This window comes from Ruminococcus sp. J1101004sp1_RTP21198st1_B9_RTP21198_201120 (assembly GCF_040924245.1).
In the GTDB taxonomy this organism is placed as follows: Bacteria; Bacillota; Clostridia; order Lachnospirales; family Lachnospiraceae; genus Blautia_A; species Blautia_A faecis.
Window position 1 is genome coordinate 21,335 of record NZ_JBCOMI010000004.1, and the last position, 18,172, is coordinate 39,506.

Sequence of the window (18,172 nt, forward strand, 5' to 3'; positions counted from 1 at the left end):
TGGACGCTTCCGGTCAAAATCAGCAGATTTCAGATCCTGTCGGCATATTTTTTTCAGGGCTGACTACGCATACATTTCCCTCAGCATCCTCTGCGCAGAGAATCATTCCCTCACTAAGAATTCCTGCAAGTTTCGCTGGTTTTAAGTTGGTTACTACCATAACCTTTTTGCCAACCATTTCCTCTGGTGTATAGTAAGCCTTGATTCCAGATACGATCTGGCGAACCTGGCTTCCAATCTTAACCTGGGAGCAAAGAAGCTTCTTGGATTTCTTCACCGCCTCACAGGCAATAACCTCACCAACCTGGAACTGAAGCTTTGCGAAATCATCAAATGTGATCTCCGGCTTCGCCTCAATATCTACAACCTTCTCCTCTGGCTTTTCTTCCTTCGGCTCTTCTTTCGGTGGATGAAGCTCGTTTACTTTTTCCATAACTTCTTTGATGTCCATACGGGCAAAAAGGATCTCCGGTTTATCTGTTACCTTGTTTCCTGACGGATACAGTCCAAATGTCTTCAGATCCTCAAGAGTTCTCTCTGAAGCATTTAACTGACCAAGGATTCTCTTTGTTGTGTCCGGCATAAAGGACCCAAGAAGAGTGGTTCCAATGCAAATGCCCTCAACCAGATTGTAAAGAACGGTTGCAAGACGATCCTGTTTGGATTCGTCCTTTGCAAGTGCCCATGGCATTGTCTCATCAATATATTTGTTGCAGCGTTTGAAAATAGTGAACACTTCTGTGATGGCATCTGCTACACGAAGTTTCTCCATCTTTGCATCAACCTTTGCAGGAACAGAAAGAATGAAGCTCTTCAGATCATCGTCAACAGGTTCTGTTACGCCTTTATTCTCTACCACGCCGCCAAAGTATTTGTTTGACATGGAGATGGTACGGTTTACCAGGTTTCCAAGAGTATTTGCCAGCTCGGAATTCATACGCTCTACCATCAGCTCCCAGGTGATCACACCATCGTTGTCAAACGGCATTTCATGAAGTACGAAATAACGGACAGCATCAACGCCGAAGAAATCAACCAGCTCGTCTGCGTAGATAACGTTTCCTTTGGATTTGCTCATTTTTCCATCGCCCTGGAGAAGCCACGGATGACCGAATACCTGCTTCGGAAGAGGCAGATCCAGTGACATCAGGAAGATTGGCCAGTAAATAGTATGGAAACGGATGATATCTTTTCCAATAAGATGAAGGTCGGCAGGCCACATCTTGTTAAACAGTTCAGAATTGTCTCCATCGCAATCATAACCGATTCCGGTAATATAGTTGGTTAGGGCATCCAGCCATACATATACAACATGCTTCGGATCAAAGTCTACCGGAATTCCCCATTTGAAAGAAGTTCTGGATACGCACAGATCCTGAAGTCCCGGAAGAAGGAAGTTGTTCATCATCTCGTTCTTACGGGATTCCGGCTGAATGAATTCCGGATGTGTCTTAATGTGCTCAATCAGACGGTCTGCGTATTTGCTCATTTTGAAGAAATAAGCCTCTTCTTTGGCTGGTACGCATGGGCGTCCGCAGTCCGGACATTTTCCATCTACAAGCTGGGATTCTGTGAAGAAGGACTCACATGGAGTACAGTACATTCCCTCGTACTCTCCCTTGTAGATGTCCCCTTTTGCATACATTTTCTTGAAAATCTTCTGAACCTGTTTCTCATGGTCTTCATCTGTGGTACGGATGAATTTGTCATAGGATGTGTTCATCAGATCCCAGATGCTCTTGATCTGACCGGATACGTTATCAACGAATTCCTTAGATGTAACACCTGCTTCTTCTGCTTTCAGCTCAATCTTCTGGCCATGCTCGTCAGTTCCGGTCTGGAAAAATACGTCGTAGCCCTGCTGTCTTTTATAACGCGCAATGGCGTCTGCCAGAACCGCCTCGTAGGTATTGCCAATGTGCGGCTTGCCGGATGTATAGGCAATGGCTGTGGTGATGTAATATTTTGGTTTACTCATTGTATTTCCTCCTTTTCTGTGTAACAAAAAGAGCTGGTTAAACTTCTCCTTCCTGTCACAACATAAAAAAACGTCTTCTCAAATATACTGAGAAGACGAGTTATCCCGTGTTACCACTTCTATTCATTCCCGCCTCACGGTACAGATGGAAAAACCATCTTCGGGAATCTCACCGGGTACCTTCATACCCTTACGCTATAACAGGCGTTCCTGTCGCAGCCTAAATTACTTCAACTGCGCCCCTCCAAAGCCATCTTCCATCTGTTCCATACACACCCCCTCTCAGCCTGGAAAAGCAACTCTTAACTGCTCATCTCCCGGGGGATTCTCTGTAATGCGGTACGCAAATGTACTCTCTTTTTCTATGGGTTTGGCTTATAAATTCATATAAAAGAGCGTATCACATTTTAATGGGTTTGTAAACCCAAATTTATCATTTTACAGCGATGCAATATTTATAATTTTAGTGTAAATTTAGCCAAATTACTATTGACAAATTTGCAATTATCTTGTATATTAATATCAGTAACAATTACTATTATTGAGAGAAAGGAGGAATCAGATGGCCACATTGAAATACAGCCGCCAGAGAGAATCTATTAAGGAGTTTCTTACTGGCAGAACCGACCATCCCACCGCTGATTTTGTTTATGAGAATATGAAGCAGATTTATCCAAACATCAGCCTTGGAACTGTATACCGAAACCTCTCTCTTCTCGCTGATCTGGGTGAAATACAGAAGCTTTCCAGCTTTGGCGGAGCAGACCGATTCGATGCCCGCACCGTTCCCCATTGTCACTTTATGTGCACCCGCTGCGGCAGAGTGATGGACGTATTCAGCGAACATATTGATAAAAGCCTTGAGAGTATTGCAGCTGACTTTAAGGATGGTCAGATTTCCGATTATAAAGCAAGATTTTTCGGAATTTGCAAGGAATGCCTGAAGGAAGAGTCTCACTAATCAGTTGAATAAATTTTTCATTTTCTGATCATAGCTATTCTGTAGGGAATTACAGCCGCTCGACAAGCAATGGCCACAGCACCAAACTTTAAGTGAACATTCGATCCTGTTAGAAAAAAGTTTCAATAACTCTTGACAAGCAATAAACAATATGTTACCATAAAACAGTAATGATTACTATTATTAAAAACTAAATAAAAATTTTATATAAGAAAAGGAGAATTTAATTATGGCTAAATGGGTATGTAGTGTATGTGGTTATGTTCATGAAGGTGACACAGCTCCGGAAGTATGTCCAATCTGCAAGGCTCCGGCTGAGAAATTTACGAAACAGGATGATGAAATGGCATGGGCAGCTGAGCATGTTGTGGGCGTTGCTAAAGGTGTCAGCGAAGACATCCTTGCTGATTTAAGAGCAAACTTCGAGGGCGAGTGCTCTGAGGTTGGTATGTATCTTGCTATGGCACGTGTTGCTCACAGAGAAGGATATCCGGAAGTTGGTATGTATTATGAGAAAGCTGCTTATGAAGAAGCAGAGCACGCAGCTAAATTCGCTGAGTTATTAGGTGAAGTTGTTACAGACAGCACCAAGAAGAACCTTGAGATGCGTGTAGCAGCTGAGAACGGTGCAACAGCTGGTAAGACTGATCTTGCGAAACGTGCTAAAGCAGCTAACCTTGACGCAATCCATGATACAGTTCATGAAATGGCAAGAGACGAGGCTAGACACGGCAAAGCATTCGCAGGTCTTCTTAAGAGATACTTTGGAGAATAATTTTTACCGGGGAATCGCATAAAATAAAGCTTTTTATAAAAGGGAATCACTTTCGTGATTCCCTTTTTGGGCAGACTTCCGTCATTTTTAATATGTAAATCAGGTGTCCCTAACCCATTTTTCACTCTTAAAAACTCTCAAAATGTGTCTCTCCCGTTTCGTTTAATTTGTGCGGACCACAGCCCCTCCCAGCATAGCTTTTCTCTCTATTTTTTACTTAATTTTCTGTAAATTCATACAACGGCATATTGTTCTCATCATATAAAACAATCATCATAACCGCATTCACCTCGCCGGTTGCACTTTCAAAGCATAATAAATAATAGCCGTCACGGTCTAATGATTTCACAATATAACGTTTTTCCTGATTTCCAGATGTAATTGTTCGGATCAGTTTTCCATCTTCGATTCGCCAGCTTCCATTAATCTCAGGCCAGTTGGGATTTATTTCTTCTCTTGTGCGATAGCTGTCATCTGTTCCAAAGCTTCCAAGCTGTTTTGTATTACCATCTGCGTCATATTCATAAAGGTCTCCGGCACCAGTGGTTCCGCCAATTGCCCAGTTGACCGTATAATACCGGAATCTGCATGGAAAAATGGAGGATAATTCCTCTTCTGTTAAAGTCTCAAACTCGTCTGCATGAGCTTTGAAGTAATAAAATCCACTTTCATAGTCATTATCCGCATCTGTATGATTCACATATGCAGCAATAAAATCATCTTTGGATTTTATAACCTTCTCCGCCTGTGCAAGCTCTGCTTCCTGTTTTTTCCTGCTGCTTTCCTGCGCTTCTTCTATTTCATGTTTACTTTTTCTTTCCTTCCTGCCTTCCTCATCTAACGGCGCACCATATCCGCCTTCATCAATTAGCTCTGCGATATTGCCTGCTTCCAATGCAAAGCTATATTTAGATGAACCAAGATTCAGTACACAACGTATATCATTTCCTTCATATAAACATTTCACAATATCTTCTCCTGAAGATCCGCTGACATAAACATTGCCATTGGGTTCCTCACCTAGCAAACCATATTCATATACCGTATTTATACTTCCAACTTTTATTTTCAATTCTTTAGAATCAGAAGAAAAATAAGTAGCAGGGGTATCCTTATACTCTAAAAGTTTAAAAGATAAATCATAACAATAATCAAATTCATCAAAATTAATATATGCTGTGACAAGCAGATCACTACCGGTTGTTGCCGTGTTGCTAAAGGTTCCGGAAACAACCGTACTTATAACAGATTGCCCCGTTGCATCCCCGAAGTCATCTACTACCGCAACTTTTCCCCAGGAGTTATTGTTTCCTTCATCCGTACTGGAATCCTCTTCTATTTCTGAAACTACCTCTGCATTCTCTTCCCCATAGGAAAGCGTTGGAGACATAAATACACACCCCAATGCCAACGCCAGCGCTAATGTTCTTTTCTTCATCCTTTGACCCTCATTTTTTGTAATTTTATTTGAGACTGATAAGTTATCATATAATAATAGGAGGAAGGAAAGCAATTACCTGAAAGCATAGTACAAGAAGAAATTATTACTGTTCACGACCTTCACAGCAACACGCTTCGCGATGCACAGAAATCATACTTTGCAGGATTCTGCTACTGCAGCAGGGAGTCTCGGCGGCATCTGCCATTGTGCCGTAATATAAAAAGAGTTACAGACCGCAAAATGATTAATCTGTAACCCTAAAACTCTTATTAAAATATTACTTGAACGCTATATAAAAAAGCCCTCACAGAGCATTACTCCGAAGCAGTCTCAAAATTTGCCTTCGCCGTATCCACCGAATGCTCTGCTTTATTATCAATGTCCACATCATTTTCTGAGAAAGTACTTCCCGCGAAATCAAGGACTTCATTCCCAGGTAGATTCTCAATGCAGACCGCCGTTCCATTTCCGGTAAATGTATTATTCAGATAGTTGGGCGCTGTACCATAAGCCATGCTGCTGTTAAACTTCAGTGCAATTTTATTATTGGTAAAAGTACAGTCCATTGCATTTACCCAGGCTTCATTATTGGCAATTGCAGCCGTATCCCAACCATCAAAACTGCATTGGGAAAGTAAAGTAAGACAATACGCGTTCACCCCGATTCCAGAATTCCCTTTAAACTGGATTCCTGACATTTCCGCGTAATTTCCATTCAATCCGCGCAAGCTGACGGTTCCTGTGAAAGTAGTCACGTCATCTCCGTCTGAGCTGCCATAAATTCCCCACACATGATTTCCAAAAACAATATCACCATCATAAGTTACTGCCGGAAGATGAAGGTAAACCGGCGTTTCTGATGACACTTCTTCCTCAATGGAAGCCAGCAATGCATTCAGTTCCTCTGTGGTCTCCATAGGCGTATCCTCAGAAAAATAGGTAACTGCTGCCTGCTTTTCAATGGTAAGCCGTGTGCTAAGAGAAATCGTATCTCCGTTTTTCATCGTCAGGTTCCACAAGATATCGTTAGTACCGCTGTCTGAGGTATAAATAATATCAGAAACATATGCTGCATTTGGAAAACTCTCGTTATGAACTGGTTCCACATAATCTACCTTCCGGGAATTTTCTCCAGGTTTTGCATCCACCTTACAGGAATCCACCTTTTTTATAAATTCTTCCCATGCCAGGTCTCCAGTCTCCTGATCCAGAACATACAGCTGACATGGAAGGGCACTCTCCATTCCCTGCGCCAGTGTATCAGTACGTTCGCCCTGGGCATGTCCTGTTACTCCATCATCTTCGGAAAAATTCAACAGCAGTTTATAAGATTTTCCTTTGTCTTTATAAACCACCTGCGCCCCTCCCTCATAGGACTTCGGACGGTGATGCAGGGAAAAAGCTGCTCCAACAGCTGCCAGAAGCACTACCACAGCAGCTGCTCCAAAAGCCGCCTTTCTCCATCGTTTCGGTGCTTTTATCTCCTGTTTTTCCTTCTGGACTGCTGTACAGTGAGGACAAAAAGAAGCGTTGTCCGGAAGAGGCTGTCCGCATTTTATACATTTTTTACTCATATTTTTCTCCTATTACGATATATTTATGGTTAACATACCTTATAGCTGGTACATCGTTTTCGAAATAACTATACCACTCACTTGTCTGTGAATCCGATTGCACAGGTATAAAAGCCTCGGCGTAGCCCGCTACGCCTGCGTTTTTATACCTGCACACTCGAATCCACATCCTACGCGATTGGTATAGTTATTTACGAAACGATGTACTAGTAAGTAATTATCCATCTTGTATTATAAATTTACAGGCTTTTTTCCAGAGACCATAAGCTTTTTATGCTTTACAAAACCTCCATCAGATGAAGGATATTCTTGTATCTTTTCTCCGGATTTACCATGGTACAACGCTGGACGATCCTGCCCATTCTTCCGCTGGCAAGCTTCCTGGAGGGATGTTCCCCAGTCAGCATAATGTTCAGCAGAACTCCCAGTGCATAAATATCCGCACGCCCATCAGACTGGGAGAGCCCATACTGTTCCGGTGCTGCAAAGCCTGTGGTTCCAAGAATCTGTGTATCTTCTCTGTTTTCATTTTTATAAATTCTGGAAGCATCAAAATCGATAAGAACCGCTTCGGTTCCACGTATGATCACATTATCTGGCTTTACATCTCTATGTACAACTCCCAGGGAATGGAGCACCCACAAAGCCATGCACAGCTGGCGGGTGATCTGCTTTGCCTGTGCCGCTGTCAAAAGTCCACCCTGTAAAATCTCCCCCAGCGTATCACCTTGCACATATTCTTCCAGAAGAGCTGTTTTTCCCTCCTTTTCCCCCACCTCCATGATCTGGGGCAGATTGGGACAGGATACCGTAAGAAGCTTCCGGTACACTTCACTGCTGCCGGAAAAATGTCTGAAAATATAGCGGTTTCCGCTTGCCCTGTGGCGTATCAAGGTTACTTCGCCCCGCTCGCTTTTTTTGATCAATGTGACCCTGTCATATTCGTCACAAACTGCGCCTAAAAGACTGTCATAAATTTCCATATTTCTCCTTATCACCAACTATCATTCCCCAAATGGACATATCACCTGCACGCTATGAAAATCAGATGTTCCTCGCCAATGGCACTCCCTACTGCCAGAGGGCAGCAACCACTATGCTGACTGCATATTGTTTTTCAGAATTTTTTATAGTATAGTTTTATTTGATTGTATTGTTAAAATTATTTTAACTTATTGACAAATTATTGTAAAGGCGCGAATATGAAAAAGAAAAATACAGATGGTTTACAGCAGGAGCTTATGGATTCCCCGGATCTGAGCCAGTTTCTGTCCCAGAACCAGGAGCAATTTGAAAATAAGAGTGTGGCAGAATTATTAAACCGTCTGTTCGAAAAGAAGCATATCTCTAAGGCAGCGCTTGCCAAACAGGCCGGTATGAGCGAAATATATCTCCATCAGATTTTCGCAGGCCGCCGTAATCCATCGCGGAATCGTCTTCTGTGCCTGTGTTATGGGCTTGAAGCGACGGTTGACGAAACCCAGGAACTGCTGAAGCTTTGTGGAATGGCACAGCTTTATCCGAAATTAAAGAGAGATGCCATTATTTATTATGGATTGCTTCATAGGCTTAAGTTGTTTGAAATTAATGATAAACTATTTGAGGAGAATGAAGAGACGTTGTTTTAATTCTCTTCCCCCAACGCCTAATGATACAAAACTTAGATTCTACATGTTACAAAGCACGTTGTTGTGCACAGGTTACTGTTCCCTGGTAACATTCCGCGAGGTGTTTTTCGTGAACAAAGTTCACAGAAAACCCGAGAATTAAGTTTGCGCAGCAAACGCTACTTCTTGTGCTTGTCACAAGAAGGTTCGTCTTTCTGTGCATCGCGGAGCGGTTACTGGTCACAGAGTGAGCAGTAACGTGCACAGCAGAAGTTGTTATTTGATTTATAATTTCTTCTTGCCACCACTTTTATAATGTGCTATTATACCACCAGAAACAAAGGGGAATGAATGTCTCCCCGGGATCATCCCGAACCGCTTATTAAGCTGATGACTTCTGTGATAACAATTGTCGCAGGAAGCATCAGCTTTTCTGCGTAAAAAGGAGGAATTTATAACAATGTTAACATCTCTGGCTTTTATTTTTCTTGTGGGACTTTCCTTGGCTGCTATTTGCCAGGCACTGAAACTGCCACGTATTATCGGTATGTTGATCACCGGTATTTTACTGGGACCTTATGTGCTGAACGTATTGGATCCGTCGATTCTGTCCATCTCATCGGAGCTGCGGCAGATCGCGTTGATCATTATCCTGCTGAAAGCGGGACTTTCCCTGAATCTTGCCGATCTGAAGAAAGTGGGACGTCCTGCCATCATGATGGCCTGCATTCCTGCAACTTTCGAAATCCTGGCTTACTTTTTGCTGGCACCGTATTTTCTGGGAATTACCAGACTGGAAGCGGCTGTGATGGGCGCTGTAATGGGTGCGGTATCCCCGGCTGTAGTTGTCCCAAGAATGGTACAGTTGATGGATGAAAAATACGGCACAGCCAAAAGCATTCCCCAGATGATCCTGGCAGGCGCTTCCTGTGATGATATTTATGTGATCGTGCTGTTTTCCACATTTTCTACTATGGCACAGGGCGGCAGCGCACATTTGAAAGATTTTATCAACATTCCGGTTTCCATTATCCTGGGTATTGCACTTGGAAGTGTGGCTGGTTATCTTCTTTCCTTGTTTTTCGAAACTGCTTATGCGCACAGTCATATGGTGCGAAACAGCATGAAAGTGATCGTAGTAATGGGCGTGGCTTTCCTGCTTATGTCCATTGAGACATGGCTGAAGCCTGTGGTTTCCGTCTCCGGACTTCTGGCTGTGATAAGCATGGCTTGTGTTTTGAAGCTAAAATGCACCGCCTCCGTTTCTGCCCGCCTTTCCCAGAAATTCGGGAAACTATGGCTGGCTGCTGAAGTCCTGCTTTTTGTACTTGTAGGTGCTTCTGTAGATATCCGCTATACCTTAAAAGCCGGTCCTGCTGCCCTGGCCATGATCTTTGCAGCACTTCTGATCCGTACCCTGGGCGTTTCTCTTTGTGTTACCGGAACAAACCTAACATGGCGGGAAAGACTGTTCTGTTCCATTGCCTACCTTCCGAAAGCAACCGTACAGGCAGCGATTGGGTCTGTTCCAATGGCTATGGGACTTTCCTGCGGGCAGATCGTGCTTTCTGTGGCTGTACTGGGAATTCTGATCACTGCACCACTTGGAGCAATCGGGATGGATTGCAGTTATAAGAAGCTGCTTTCCAGGGAAATCGATAAAAGCCAAATATTCTCTAGCTAACATATAACGATACAGGAAAAGTGGAACATTCTGTTTATTAATTTTAAAGAATGTTCCACTTTTATTTTTTACTCTATTCCAAATTCTTCCATCAGATGTTGACAAAATTCTGGGTCTTTTGCTATTCTTTTACAATCTTCTATGCGATTTTCTTCTAATAATTTATCTATCAATCGTGCCATAGAACTTCTTCCCTCCGCTCTTCCCTCCGCTCTTCCCTCCGCTCTTCCCTCCGCAAGACCCTGGGTTCTGCCCTCAGTAAGTCCCTGGGTTCTGCCCTCTGCGAGTCCTAATTCACGTGCCGCCTCTTTTTCCATTTCCATTTCTTCCCATCTCTGCATATATCTCACACTCACTTCCTCACTGGATTTGATACTGCATATACGCTTCTGCATCTTATGTATTCTTTCGCTTTTACAGCCATCTGCCATGTCCTGAGTGGTATGTTCAATATAATGAAGCAATTCTACCAGCTCCGGACTTACTTCATCTGGATTTTCCCCATGGGTATTCAGAAAAATGCGGGTAGCGCCATCCTCAAGCGATACAGATGGATCCTCTTTACAGGTCATCTCAAATGTATACATATATTTTCTCTTCCCAAACAAATCAAACGGAGCTATCAGAATAATATAGATATCATTCATTTTGTTAAAATCACGTTCACCGGGTTTTAATAATTTCGCATCAATAATACTTTCGTAATATCTGCTTCTTTTGGGAAGATTCTTCGTATTCGTCCCCTGTACCTCTGTATCATATACAACTTCATCTGTATCCTTTGCCCACACATCCACTTTAGCAAAACGATACGCTGGTGAAATCCGTGCTTCTTTTTCTGTCTGGGGTAGGTGCTTCAAAACTACATCTTTTCCAAGAATAATTTCCAATACATCCCGCATATTCTGCGGATCTTCCATCGCCTCAGCAAACAGAAAACGGTCCAGCAGGTTCAAATCCTTTAGATCTTTCATCCATCAGTTCTCCTTTTATTATATAGTTTTCTATATTGGAAGTAAAGAATAACTGTGCACCGTTTTTCTGTTTTTCCTCTATAACCATACCTTACAAAATCACAGCTTAAAAGTAAAGTTTTATCGTTCGAAAAATTATCCCATAAAATTACAAAATCCGCTCTGGTCATTTACATTTCCAGCATATATAATGATGTCAGATGCATAAGACCGCTCACAGAACACTTTTTGCAAAGAATCGCAAATTTATTTTCATATTTTACGGAGGCATTTCCCATGATAAATTTTGATTTTTACACTCCTACCAGAGTTCTTTTCGGTGCAGACCGGGAAAACGAGGCTGGCAAACAGGTTGCCGCATTTGGTGGGCATAAAGTTATGATCATTTATGGAAAAAAAGGAGGACATGTTGAATCATCAGGACTATTGGAACGTGTACATCAGAGCCTGAATGGAGCCGGACTTTCCTATATAGACTTTAGTGGCGTGGTTCCCAATCCTCGCCTTTCCCTGGTAAAAGAAGGGATCCGCATTGGACGGTCGGAAGGTGTTGACTTCCTTCTGCCAATTGGAGGCGGCAGCGTAATTGATACAGCAAAGGGAATCGGTTACGGAATCGCCAATGATTTTGAAATAGAAGATCTGCTTTACGGTCGTGTAAAAACAGATAAAAATCTGCCAATCGGTGTTATCCTTACAATTGCAGCTGCCGGTTCTGAGATGTCTTCCTCCATGGTTCTCACCATTGAAGACGGTATGATGAAACGTTCCTATGGGCACGACTGCTCACGCCCCAGATTTGCTATTATGAATCCTGAGCTGACTTACAGCCTTCCGGCGTATCAGACAGCCAGCGGCGCAGCTGATATTATGATGCACACTATGGAGCGCTATTTTACCCCTACAGACACAGATACCAGCCTTACTGACCGGATTGCAGAGGGACTGATGCTTTCCGTTCGTGATGCCGCCCAGGTTGCTGTAAAAGACCCTGAGAACTATGACGCCCGGGCTACTCTCATGTGGGCCGGAAGCCTTTCCCATAACGGTCTGACTGGTGCCGGACGGGTATCTGATTTTGCCACACACAAGATTGAGCATGAACTCGGCGGTATGTTTGATGTAGCTCACGGAGCCGGACTTGCAGCTGTCTGGGGAAGCTGGGCGAGATATGTGTATAAGACAAATCCGGGAAGGTTTGCACAGTTTGGTGAGAAGGTTTTCGGAATTGATGCTTCCCAGACCAGCGATTCTGATATTACGGATACTGTTCTCGCATCCATCATTGCCTGGGAGACCTGGTGCCACTCTATAGGCATGCCAACCACCCTTACTGAACTTGGCATTTATCCAACCGATGCCCAAATCGAGGAAATGGCTGAGAAATGCGTTTTCGGCAGAAACGGACACATTGGCTTCTTCCAGCCGTTGACGAAAGAAGATATTGTGGCAATCCTGCAAATGGCGAAATAACACCAGCCTGACTCGAAACACAGCATAGAAAAAGAGCATTCACTTCCTCACTGGATTTGTCATTTCTTATTTCTGTGCCACCGCTTCGCCCAGTCGGTTATAAATTGTTTTCGCGTCCAGAATGTGCGGCACTCCCGTAGCGTCCGCCGCGGCGCCTGCAGTTACCAGAATGTACTCCCTGCCATATATCTGTGCAAAGCTTGCCAGACAATGCCCTGCCTCAGAGGTATACCCGGTTTTGCCACCCAGAATTTCCCCGCCGGTTACCGATGTATCCGACATATTTTTAAACATGGTACTGTAATAGGTAATTCCATCCGGATGTACATTGGTAGCTGGCGTAGAATGGAAATGGCTTTCTGCCACTTCACGGAAAGTATCATTATGTAACGCATACTTAAGCAGCAGCGCAATATCATATGCTGTACTATAATGCTCTGGATCATGTAAGCCAGTACAATCCATAAAATGGGTATCCTTCATCCCAATGGACTTGGCCTTCTTATTCATCTTTTCCACAAATGCTTCTTCTGAGCCGGATGCTTCATCTGCCAAAGCCAGACAACATTCTGCTCCGGAAGGCAGCATTACGCCGTAGACCAGATCACGCACTCTCACGCTCTCCCCTGGCTGAAAGCCTGCCTGTGTGGCATCCTGTCCATCCAGAGCATAAAAAATATTCTCACTTAAAGTAATCTCATGATCCAGATCTGAAAATGCTTCCAGCGCCACAATTGCAGTCATGATCTTCGTCATGGACGCCGGATAAATCTGCTCTTTTCCATTCAAGTCACCAATAACTATTCCACTCTTCACATCCATTAGAACTATATTAGAACTATTTACTCCCGTCACATCCAGTTCCTTCACAGGCGGTCTGTCGAATCGTCCGAAAAAGCCTGAAATTTTCGTTTCCAGTCCTCTGTTCCAACAAAACGCAAAAGCCAACACTGCCAGAATCAAAACTTCCACCAGCGCACTAATCAAAACCCGACGTCTCTGTTTCTTTCTACGAATTCTCCTCTTCCGCTCCATCTGCGCCCGTTTGCTTCGCTCATCCATTTAGACTCTCCTTCCATTTTCCACTGCTTTTATACGCTCTTCTTGCTTTCGTCTATTTCTATACTCTGCCACAGCAAAGCACCATCTTTCACCTCAAGCTCCATCCCAGATTTTCTTTTTGTATCGCTGGTATTTTCCATACTACCACATCTCTCTTTATAATTTCTATAAAAATGAAAAAAATAAGAGCAAAGTACACATACGCATACCTTGCTCAGTCCTTTTAGTCAAGCGAATATTCGCAATCCGCTTCACTACTCGCTCATAACCAAATAACTGCTTCGCAGTTTATCAATTAGTTTCAAGACCCTTCTGGCACAAATACGAATTTCTTCTTCTGAAAGCTCCCCGCTTCTGTAACCATCCAGAATACTTTTATGATCATTCTCACTTCCCGGCATGATAATATCATTTCCGGCAGCTGTGCACTTCCATGGAATACTTCCGTCCTTGGGTTCCGTAGTATTCCAGTCCGACATGATCACGCCCTCAAATCCCCACTCATCACGCACAATTCTGGTACACAGATCCTTGCTGTTTGCGGCATGTACCCCATTTACCAGATTATAGGAGGACATAATTGCCACAGGTTTACTCTCCTTTATGGCAATCTCAAATCCACGACAATAAATCTCACGAAGAGCCCTTTCAGAAAGATGAACATCTACTCCCATACGATTATCTTCCTGATTATTGCATGCAAAATGCTTAATCGTTACCCCGCATCCTGCTTTACTCTGAACCCCTTTGGTAACTGCTGCGGCCAGACTTCCTGCAAGCAGCGGGTCCTCTGAATAGTATTCAAAGTTTCGTCCGCACAGGGGATTTCTGTGAATATTCATTCCCGGTGCCAACCAGAGATTGACGCCAAATTTCTCCATTTCCTCAGCTATCATTTCTCCAAACTCTTTCAACAGCTGCCGATTCCAGGACTGCGCCAAAGCTGTACCAACCGGAAAAGCAGTACAGTACTGATAATACGTATCTGCATTTTGGTGAGGCTTTTCTGTTACCAGAAATCCATTTTCCAAAGAACCAAGAACACCGATTCCATAAACAGAATCATTCTCGCGATTTACCTCATAACTTCTTTGCAGTCTGATACCAGCTGGTCCGTCTGCCATGATCAATACCGGAACTCCATATTTTTCATAAAGAGCTTCTGAAGTTTCGCCAGCTGAACCAGGCACTTTAATCCCTGCTGCTCCAAGATTGCTGCTAATACCACCAGTATTTCCGTATAAAAGTGGGATCAATACTTCTACAGGCAGCTCTTCTGCCAGAATTTCCAGCGAGTTTCCCATGGCCAGAGACTCTCGGTCAACATTTCCAGCCTTTTGTTTTCTCTGCAATGCTTCAAACTGTATGGTGGGAAAATCAGCATTTCTACTTTTCTCCAGCTGCTTTTCTGCAGCCTTTACATTCTTCGAAGCTTCCAGTTTTTCAGATAATTCAACCAACGCCTCCAGTTTCTGCGTCTGCTCCAGAACTACATCCTGGTTCACATTTATAAAAGCCTCCAGCTTCAGATTGACTGAATTATTTCCAATCCAGAGACCATACTTTCCTGTTTCCACGATCCAGGCATTTGCATCCTCAAAAAAGCTTGCAATAGTTTTTCCATCAAACAGGATCTTTAACTCCTGTTTTTCTCCCGGCTTTAATACATTTGTCTTTGCATATCCAACCAGGCGATGGTATTCTTTCTCTATCCTACCCCGGGGAAGTGATACATACACCTGTACAACTTCTCTTCCTGCAAAAGTATTTCCAATATTCTCTACAGATACATTTACTGCAATCTTATCCTTGTCAATTTCAATACTGCAAAACTGAATCTTAAAATCTGTATAAGAAAGACCGAAGCCAAAAGGAAAAAGTGGTTTTACACCAAAACTATCGAAATACCGATAGCCCACATAAATTCCTTCTTTATATTCTTCCAATTCCAGATTTCCATTCAGATAACTAAAATTCTCTGCAAATGGCACATCCGCATATTTTTTTGCCCAGGTTGTTGTAAGCTTTCCGCTTGGAACAGCTTCTCCAAGAAGGATCCTTGCAACCGCACGTCCCCCCTCCTGTCCAAGCTGGGAAATATTGAGGATACCTTTTATCCACTGCGCTTTTTCCAGAATATCTGTAAGCTCCACAGGACCACCGGCATTTATAAGCAGAACAATAGGCACACTTCTGCTGTTTAGAAAAAGAATATCTTTCTCTTCTCGTTCACTAAGATAATAGTCACCTTTTTCAAGACGACGATCTTTTCCTTCACCAGAAATACGGCTGATTACATAAACAACAATTTCAGCTTCCTGGATATCCATTTCAGAAACAGGACGCCCCTCCGGCATGATAAATGGATTGGATGCATAGGCATCAAAAGGATTATTTACATGCTTTGCTTCTTCAAGAATTTTCTCTTTCCATATAAGTCTCGCTTTCTGATAGCGATGTTCATAATCATCCAGCCAGTCCCTGCTGGTGATCCGAATTCCGGATTCTTCCATTCCTTCGTAAATGGTAATATTCTGCCTGTTATTTACATCTCCGGAACCAATCCCCCCTTTTACAGTTTTATCCGCACCGATGCCCAGAAGGGCAACCGATGCAGATAATGAAATGGGAAGAATATTTTCATTTTTCAATAGAACAATGCCTTCCTCTGCCGCTTTTTCTGCAAAAGAGCTATGCTTTTTCTCGCAGACAGATATTTCCGGATTCAAAGTCCCACTGTGCTTAAACTGTGTAAACGCCATTACTCTTTGACACCACCAAGGGTAACACCTGCAATAATATACTTGGAAAGAAGCAGGTACACAACAATGATCGGCACGATCGCAACTGTGATCATCATGTAAATTTTACCCATATCAAAATTCATATAATCAGCACCACGAAGAGTAGCGATCAGAATCGGCACCGTCATTTTACTCTTGGACTGGATGATCAGGGCCGGTACAAAGTAGTTGTTCCAGGAACCAACAAATGTAAAAATCGCCTGAACTGCAATTGCAGGCTTCATAATTGGAATCACAATGCGATTAAAGGTATGGAATTCTCCGGAACCATCGATTCTGGCAGCCTCCACAAGAGAAAGCGGCAGAGACGACTGCAGATAACTGTACATAAAATAAAATACAGCTGGAGATGCAATGGAGGGAATGATCAGCGGCAGAAGGGAATCATATAATCCCATCTTCGTAACCAGACGAAGGAATCCCATTGCAGTAACCTGCGTTGGCATTACAAGAATTGCCATGATAAATGTAAAAGCAACCTTTCTTGCCTTAAACTCATAAGCATAAAGACCATATGCCGTAAGGGATGAAAAATATGTACAAAGTGCGGCACTACAGGAAGATACGATCACACTGTTCAAAATTCCCCGAAACATTGGAAAGCTTCCGTCGTTTGCCACGTTTTTCAGATTCTCAAGGAAATATTTTCCTGGAAGTGCTGAGAAACCTTTCTGCAGATCCCCATGAGATCTGGTTGCATTAATTATCAATACGTAAAAGAAGAACAGGCACATAAAAGACAGAAGAATCAGTACGATATGTGCGAAAACTGTTCTGAATTGGCTTCCTGCTTTCTTCTTCATCTTCTTAATCTTCTCCTTTCTTCCTTAGCACGTTTTTTTGCAGCCTTTTTGGAACCATCCGGATCATTATCATTGGTCATGCGATATACGATGAAGCATAAAATACCACTGATAATAAACAGGTAAACAGATAATGCACCAGCCATACCATAGTTCTTACTCTTCAGATGGCTGTTCAGGAACATGATCAGCGTCATAGACGTTCTATCTGGATTACCCTGTCCATTTGTCAGGATCTGTGGTACATCAAACATCTGAAGACCACCAATAATGGATGTAATTAATGTATATGCAAGAATCGGTCTGATCAGCGGCAATGTAATATAATAGAAACGTTGAATACTGTTGCATCCATCCAGGTCAGAAGCCTCAAAAATATCCATACTGATACCCATAACAGCCGCCATCAGCATAATCGTTGTATTTCCAAACCACATAAGGAAGTTCATAAAGCCAATTAAAGATCTTGTTCCAACTACAGATCCCATAAAATCAATAGGGTCTTTAATCCATCCAAGAGACATCAGAATAGAATTTATTGGTCCGTTTGTAGAAAACATAGTAAAAAATAAAAGTGCAAATGCAGATGCCATAATCAGGTTCGGCAGATATATTACCACTTTAAAAAACTGTTTTCCTCTTATTTTCAAACGGGCATCTGTAAACCAGGCTGCCAGAACTAACGCAACCACAATCTGCGGCACAAATCCGATCAGCCACAGAATCAATGTGTTTGCTCCATATTTAAACATATCGGATTTCAGCAGACTGATGTAATTTGCCATTCCAATAAAATTGGGTCCGATTTCTTTAATTCCAGAACGGAAATATTCAAAAAAGCTGTAACGGACCGTATCAACCAATGGAATCAAAGAAAAAATCAAATAGATTATAAAAAAAGGAAGGATAAACAGGTAGCCCCATTTTCCATAATTAATGCTTTTCTTGTTTTTCTTCATAACAGTTCTCCTTTACACACATCTTACAGAACAGGAGAGAATCCTATGTTACAGGATCCTCTCCACGTTCCTTATAC

At 42.7% G+C, this 18,172-nt stretch carries 14 protein-coding genes, 1 riboswitch and 1 other annotated feature; of the genes, 5 read left to right on the forward strand and 9 right to left on the reverse strand.

Features of this window, described 5'->3' with window-relative positions; genetic code table 11:
- Window positions 1–19: 19 nt before the first annotated feature.
- Window positions 20–1,978, reverse strand: a complete 1,959-nt coding sequence (gene metG / locus AB5618_RS03625) for a methionine--tRNA ligase (RefSeq protein ID WP_173718516.1) — start codon at window positions 1,976–1,978, stop codon at window positions 20–22.
- 88 nt (window positions 1,979–2,066) lie between these two features.
- Window positions 2,067–2,352 (reverse strand) — a binding site (T-box leader).
- 188 nt (window positions 2,353–2,540) lie between these two features.
- Between metG and AB5618_RS03630 the strand changes: the two genes are divergently transcribed.
- Both AB5618_RS03630 and AB5618_RS03635 read left to right on the forward strand, forming a co-directional pair.
- Complete coding sequence (locus AB5618_RS03630; RefSeq protein WP_118577930.1) at window positions 2,541–2,939, forward strand: transcriptional repressor; 399 nt, start codon at window positions 2,541–2,543, stop codon at window positions 2,937–2,939.
- 229 nt (window positions 2,940–3,168) lie between these two features.
- Window positions 3,169–3,714 (forward strand): NADH peroxidase, encoded by a 546-nt coding sequence (locus AB5618_RS03635; RefSeq protein WP_148463755.1) that lies wholly within the window; start codon window positions 3,169–3,171, stop codon window positions 3,712–3,714.
- 217 nt (window positions 3,715–3,931) lie between these two features.
- Here AB5618_RS03635 and AB5618_RS03640 read toward each other — a convergent pair whose 3' ends face one another.
- The 3 genes from AB5618_RS03640 to AB5618_RS03650 form a co-directional block, all read right to left on the reverse strand.
- On the reverse strand, window positions 3,932–5,152 hold the full coding sequence (locus tag AB5618_RS03640) for a hypothetical protein (RefSeq protein ID WP_173718528.1): 1,221 nt from the start codon (window positions 5,150–5,152) through the stop codon (window positions 3,932–3,934).
- A 317-nt stretch (window positions 5,153–5,469) separates the two neighbouring features.
- Window positions 5,470–6,729, reverse strand: a complete 1,260-nt coding sequence (locus AB5618_RS03645; RefSeq protein WP_368366496.1) for a zinc ribbon domain-containing protein — start codon at window positions 6,727–6,729, stop codon at window positions 5,470–5,472.
- A 278-nt stretch (window positions 6,730–7,007) separates the two neighbouring features.
- The gene (locus AB5618_RS03650; RefSeq protein ID WP_148463804.1) at window positions 7,008–7,712 is read right to left on the reverse strand and encodes a serine/threonine-protein kinase; all 705 of its coding nucleotides are present in this window, start codon (window positions 7,710–7,712) and stop codon (window positions 7,008–7,010) included.
- Between the two features lie 219 nt (window positions 7,713–7,931).
- On the opposite strand from AB5618_RS03650, the gene AB5618_RS03655 reads away from it, so the two are divergent.
- Together AB5618_RS03655 and AB5618_RS03660 are read left to right on the forward strand one after the other, a co-directional pair.
- Window positions 7,932–8,357, forward strand: coding sequence for a helix-turn-helix domain-containing protein (locus AB5618_RS03655; RefSeq protein WP_148463803.1), 426 nt, complete (start codon window positions 7,932–7,934; stop codon window positions 8,355–8,357).
- 313 nt (window positions 8,358–8,670) lie between these two features.
- A riboswitch (Fluoride riboswitch) is annotated at window positions 8,671–8,743 on the forward strand.
- A gap of 53 nt (window positions 8,744–8,796) precedes the next feature.
- Entirely contained in the window at window positions 8,797–10,020 is a 1,224-nt protein-coding gene (locus AB5618_RS03660; protein ID WP_148463492.1) for a sodium:proton antiporter, read from the forward strand.
- Between the two features lie 68 nt (window positions 10,021–10,088).
- Here the strand turns inward: AB5618_RS03660 and AB5618_RS03665 are convergent, their stop codons facing one another.
- Window positions 10,089–10,994: an Rpn family recombination-promoting nuclease/putative transposase gene (locus tag AB5618_RS03665; RefSeq protein WP_195379951.1), complete on the reverse strand. Its 906-nt coding sequence runs from the start codon at window positions 10,992–10,994 to the stop codon at window positions 10,089–10,091.
- A 276-nt stretch (window positions 10,995–11,270) separates the two neighbouring features.
- Between AB5618_RS03665 and AB5618_RS03670 the strand changes: the two genes are divergently transcribed.
- Window positions 11,271–12,467, forward strand: coding sequence for an iron-containing alcohol dehydrogenase (locus AB5618_RS03670; RefSeq protein WP_148463494.1), 1,197 nt, complete (start codon window positions 11,271–11,273; stop codon window positions 12,465–12,467).
- Between the two features lie 66 nt (window positions 12,468–12,533).
- Here the strand turns inward: AB5618_RS03670 and AB5618_RS03675 are convergent, their stop codons facing one another.
- The 4 genes from AB5618_RS03675 to AB5618_RS03690 all read right to left on the reverse strand — a co-directional run bounded on the left by AB5618_RS03675 (window position 12,534) and on the right by AB5618_RS03690 (window position 18,095).
- Window positions 12,534–13,529, reverse strand: a complete 996-nt coding sequence (locus tag AB5618_RS03675; RefSeq protein WP_226815530.1) for a D-alanyl-D-alanine carboxypeptidase family protein — start codon at window positions 13,527–13,529, stop codon at window positions 12,534–12,536.
- Between the two features lie 254 nt (window positions 13,530–13,783).
- Window positions 13,784–16,291 carry a glycoside hydrolase family 3 N-terminal domain-containing protein gene (locus AB5618_RS03680; RefSeq protein WP_368366497.1) on the reverse strand — a complete coding sequence of 836 codons (2,508 nt, stop codon included), beginning with the start codon at window positions 16,289–16,291 and terminating at the stop codon, window positions 13,784–13,786.
- Window positions 16,291–17,136, reverse strand: coding sequence for a carbohydrate ABC transporter permease (locus AB5618_RS03685; protein WP_148463496.1), 846 nt, complete (start codon window positions 17,134–17,136; stop codon window positions 16,291–16,293). Before AB5618_RS03685 ends, AB5618_RS03680 begins: the two co-directional genes overlap by 1 nt.
- Window positions 17,133–18,095 carry a carbohydrate ABC transporter permease gene (locus AB5618_RS03690; RefSeq protein ID WP_148463497.1) on the reverse strand — a complete coding sequence of 321 codons (963 nt, stop codon included), beginning with the start codon at window positions 18,093–18,095 and terminating at the stop codon, window positions 17,133–17,135. Before AB5618_RS03690 ends, AB5618_RS03685 begins: the two co-directional genes overlap by 4 nt.
- Window positions 18,096–18,172 lie beyond the last annotated feature (77 nt).

Coding starts and splice junctions, on each gene's coding strand:
- AB5618_RS03685 (WP_148463496.1), bottom strand. CDS start 17,136: ATGAAGAAGAAAGCAGGAAGCCAATTCAGAACAGTTTTCGCACATATC.
- AB5618_RS03655 (WP_148463803.1), top strand. CDS start 7,932: ATGAAAAAGAAAAATACAGATGGTTTACAGCAGGAGCTTATGGATTCC.
- AB5618_RS03670 (WP_148463494.1), top strand. CDS start 11,271: ATGATAAATTTTGATTTTTACACTCCTACCAGAGTTCTTTTCGGTGCA.
- metG (WP_173718516.1), bottom strand. CDS start 1,978: ATGAGTAAACCAAAATATTACATCACCACAGCCATTGCCTATACATCC.
- AB5618_RS03645 (WP_368366496.1), bottom strand. CDS start 6,729: ATGAGTAAAAAATGTATAAAATGCGGACAGCCTCTTCCGGACAACGCT.
- AB5618_RS03630 (WP_118577930.1), top strand. CDS start 2,541: ATGGCCACATTGAAATACAGCCGCCAGAGAGAATCTATTAAGGAGTTT.
- AB5618_RS03660 (WP_148463492.1), top strand. CDS start 8,797: ATGTTAACATCTCTGGCTTTTATTTTTCTTGTGGGACTTTCCTTGGCT.
- AB5618_RS03675 (WP_226815530.1), bottom strand. CDS start 13,529: ATGGATGAGCGAAGCAAACGGGCGCAGATGGAGCGGAAGAGGAGAATT.
- AB5618_RS03650 (WP_148463804.1), bottom strand. CDS start 7,712: ATGGAAATTTATGACAGTCTTTTAGGCGCAGTTTGTGACGAATATGAC.
- AB5618_RS03665 (WP_195379951.1), bottom strand. CDS start 10,994: ATGAAAGATCTAAAGGATTTGAACCTGCTGGACCGTTTTCTGTTTGCT.
- AB5618_RS03690 (WP_148463497.1), bottom strand. CDS start 18,095: ATGAAGAAAAACAAGAAAAGCATTAATTATGGAAAATGGGGCTACCTG.
- AB5618_RS03635 (WP_148463755.1), top strand. CDS start 3,169: ATGGCTAAATGGGTATGTAGTGTATGTGGTTATGTTCATGAAGGTGAC.
- AB5618_RS03640 (WP_173718528.1), bottom strand. CDS start 5,152: ATGAAGAAAAGAACATTAGCGCTGGCGTTGGCATTGGGGTGTGTATTT.
- AB5618_RS03680 (WP_368366497.1), bottom strand. CDS start 16,291: ATGGCGTTTACACAGTTTAAGCACAGTGGGACTTTGAATCCGGAAATA.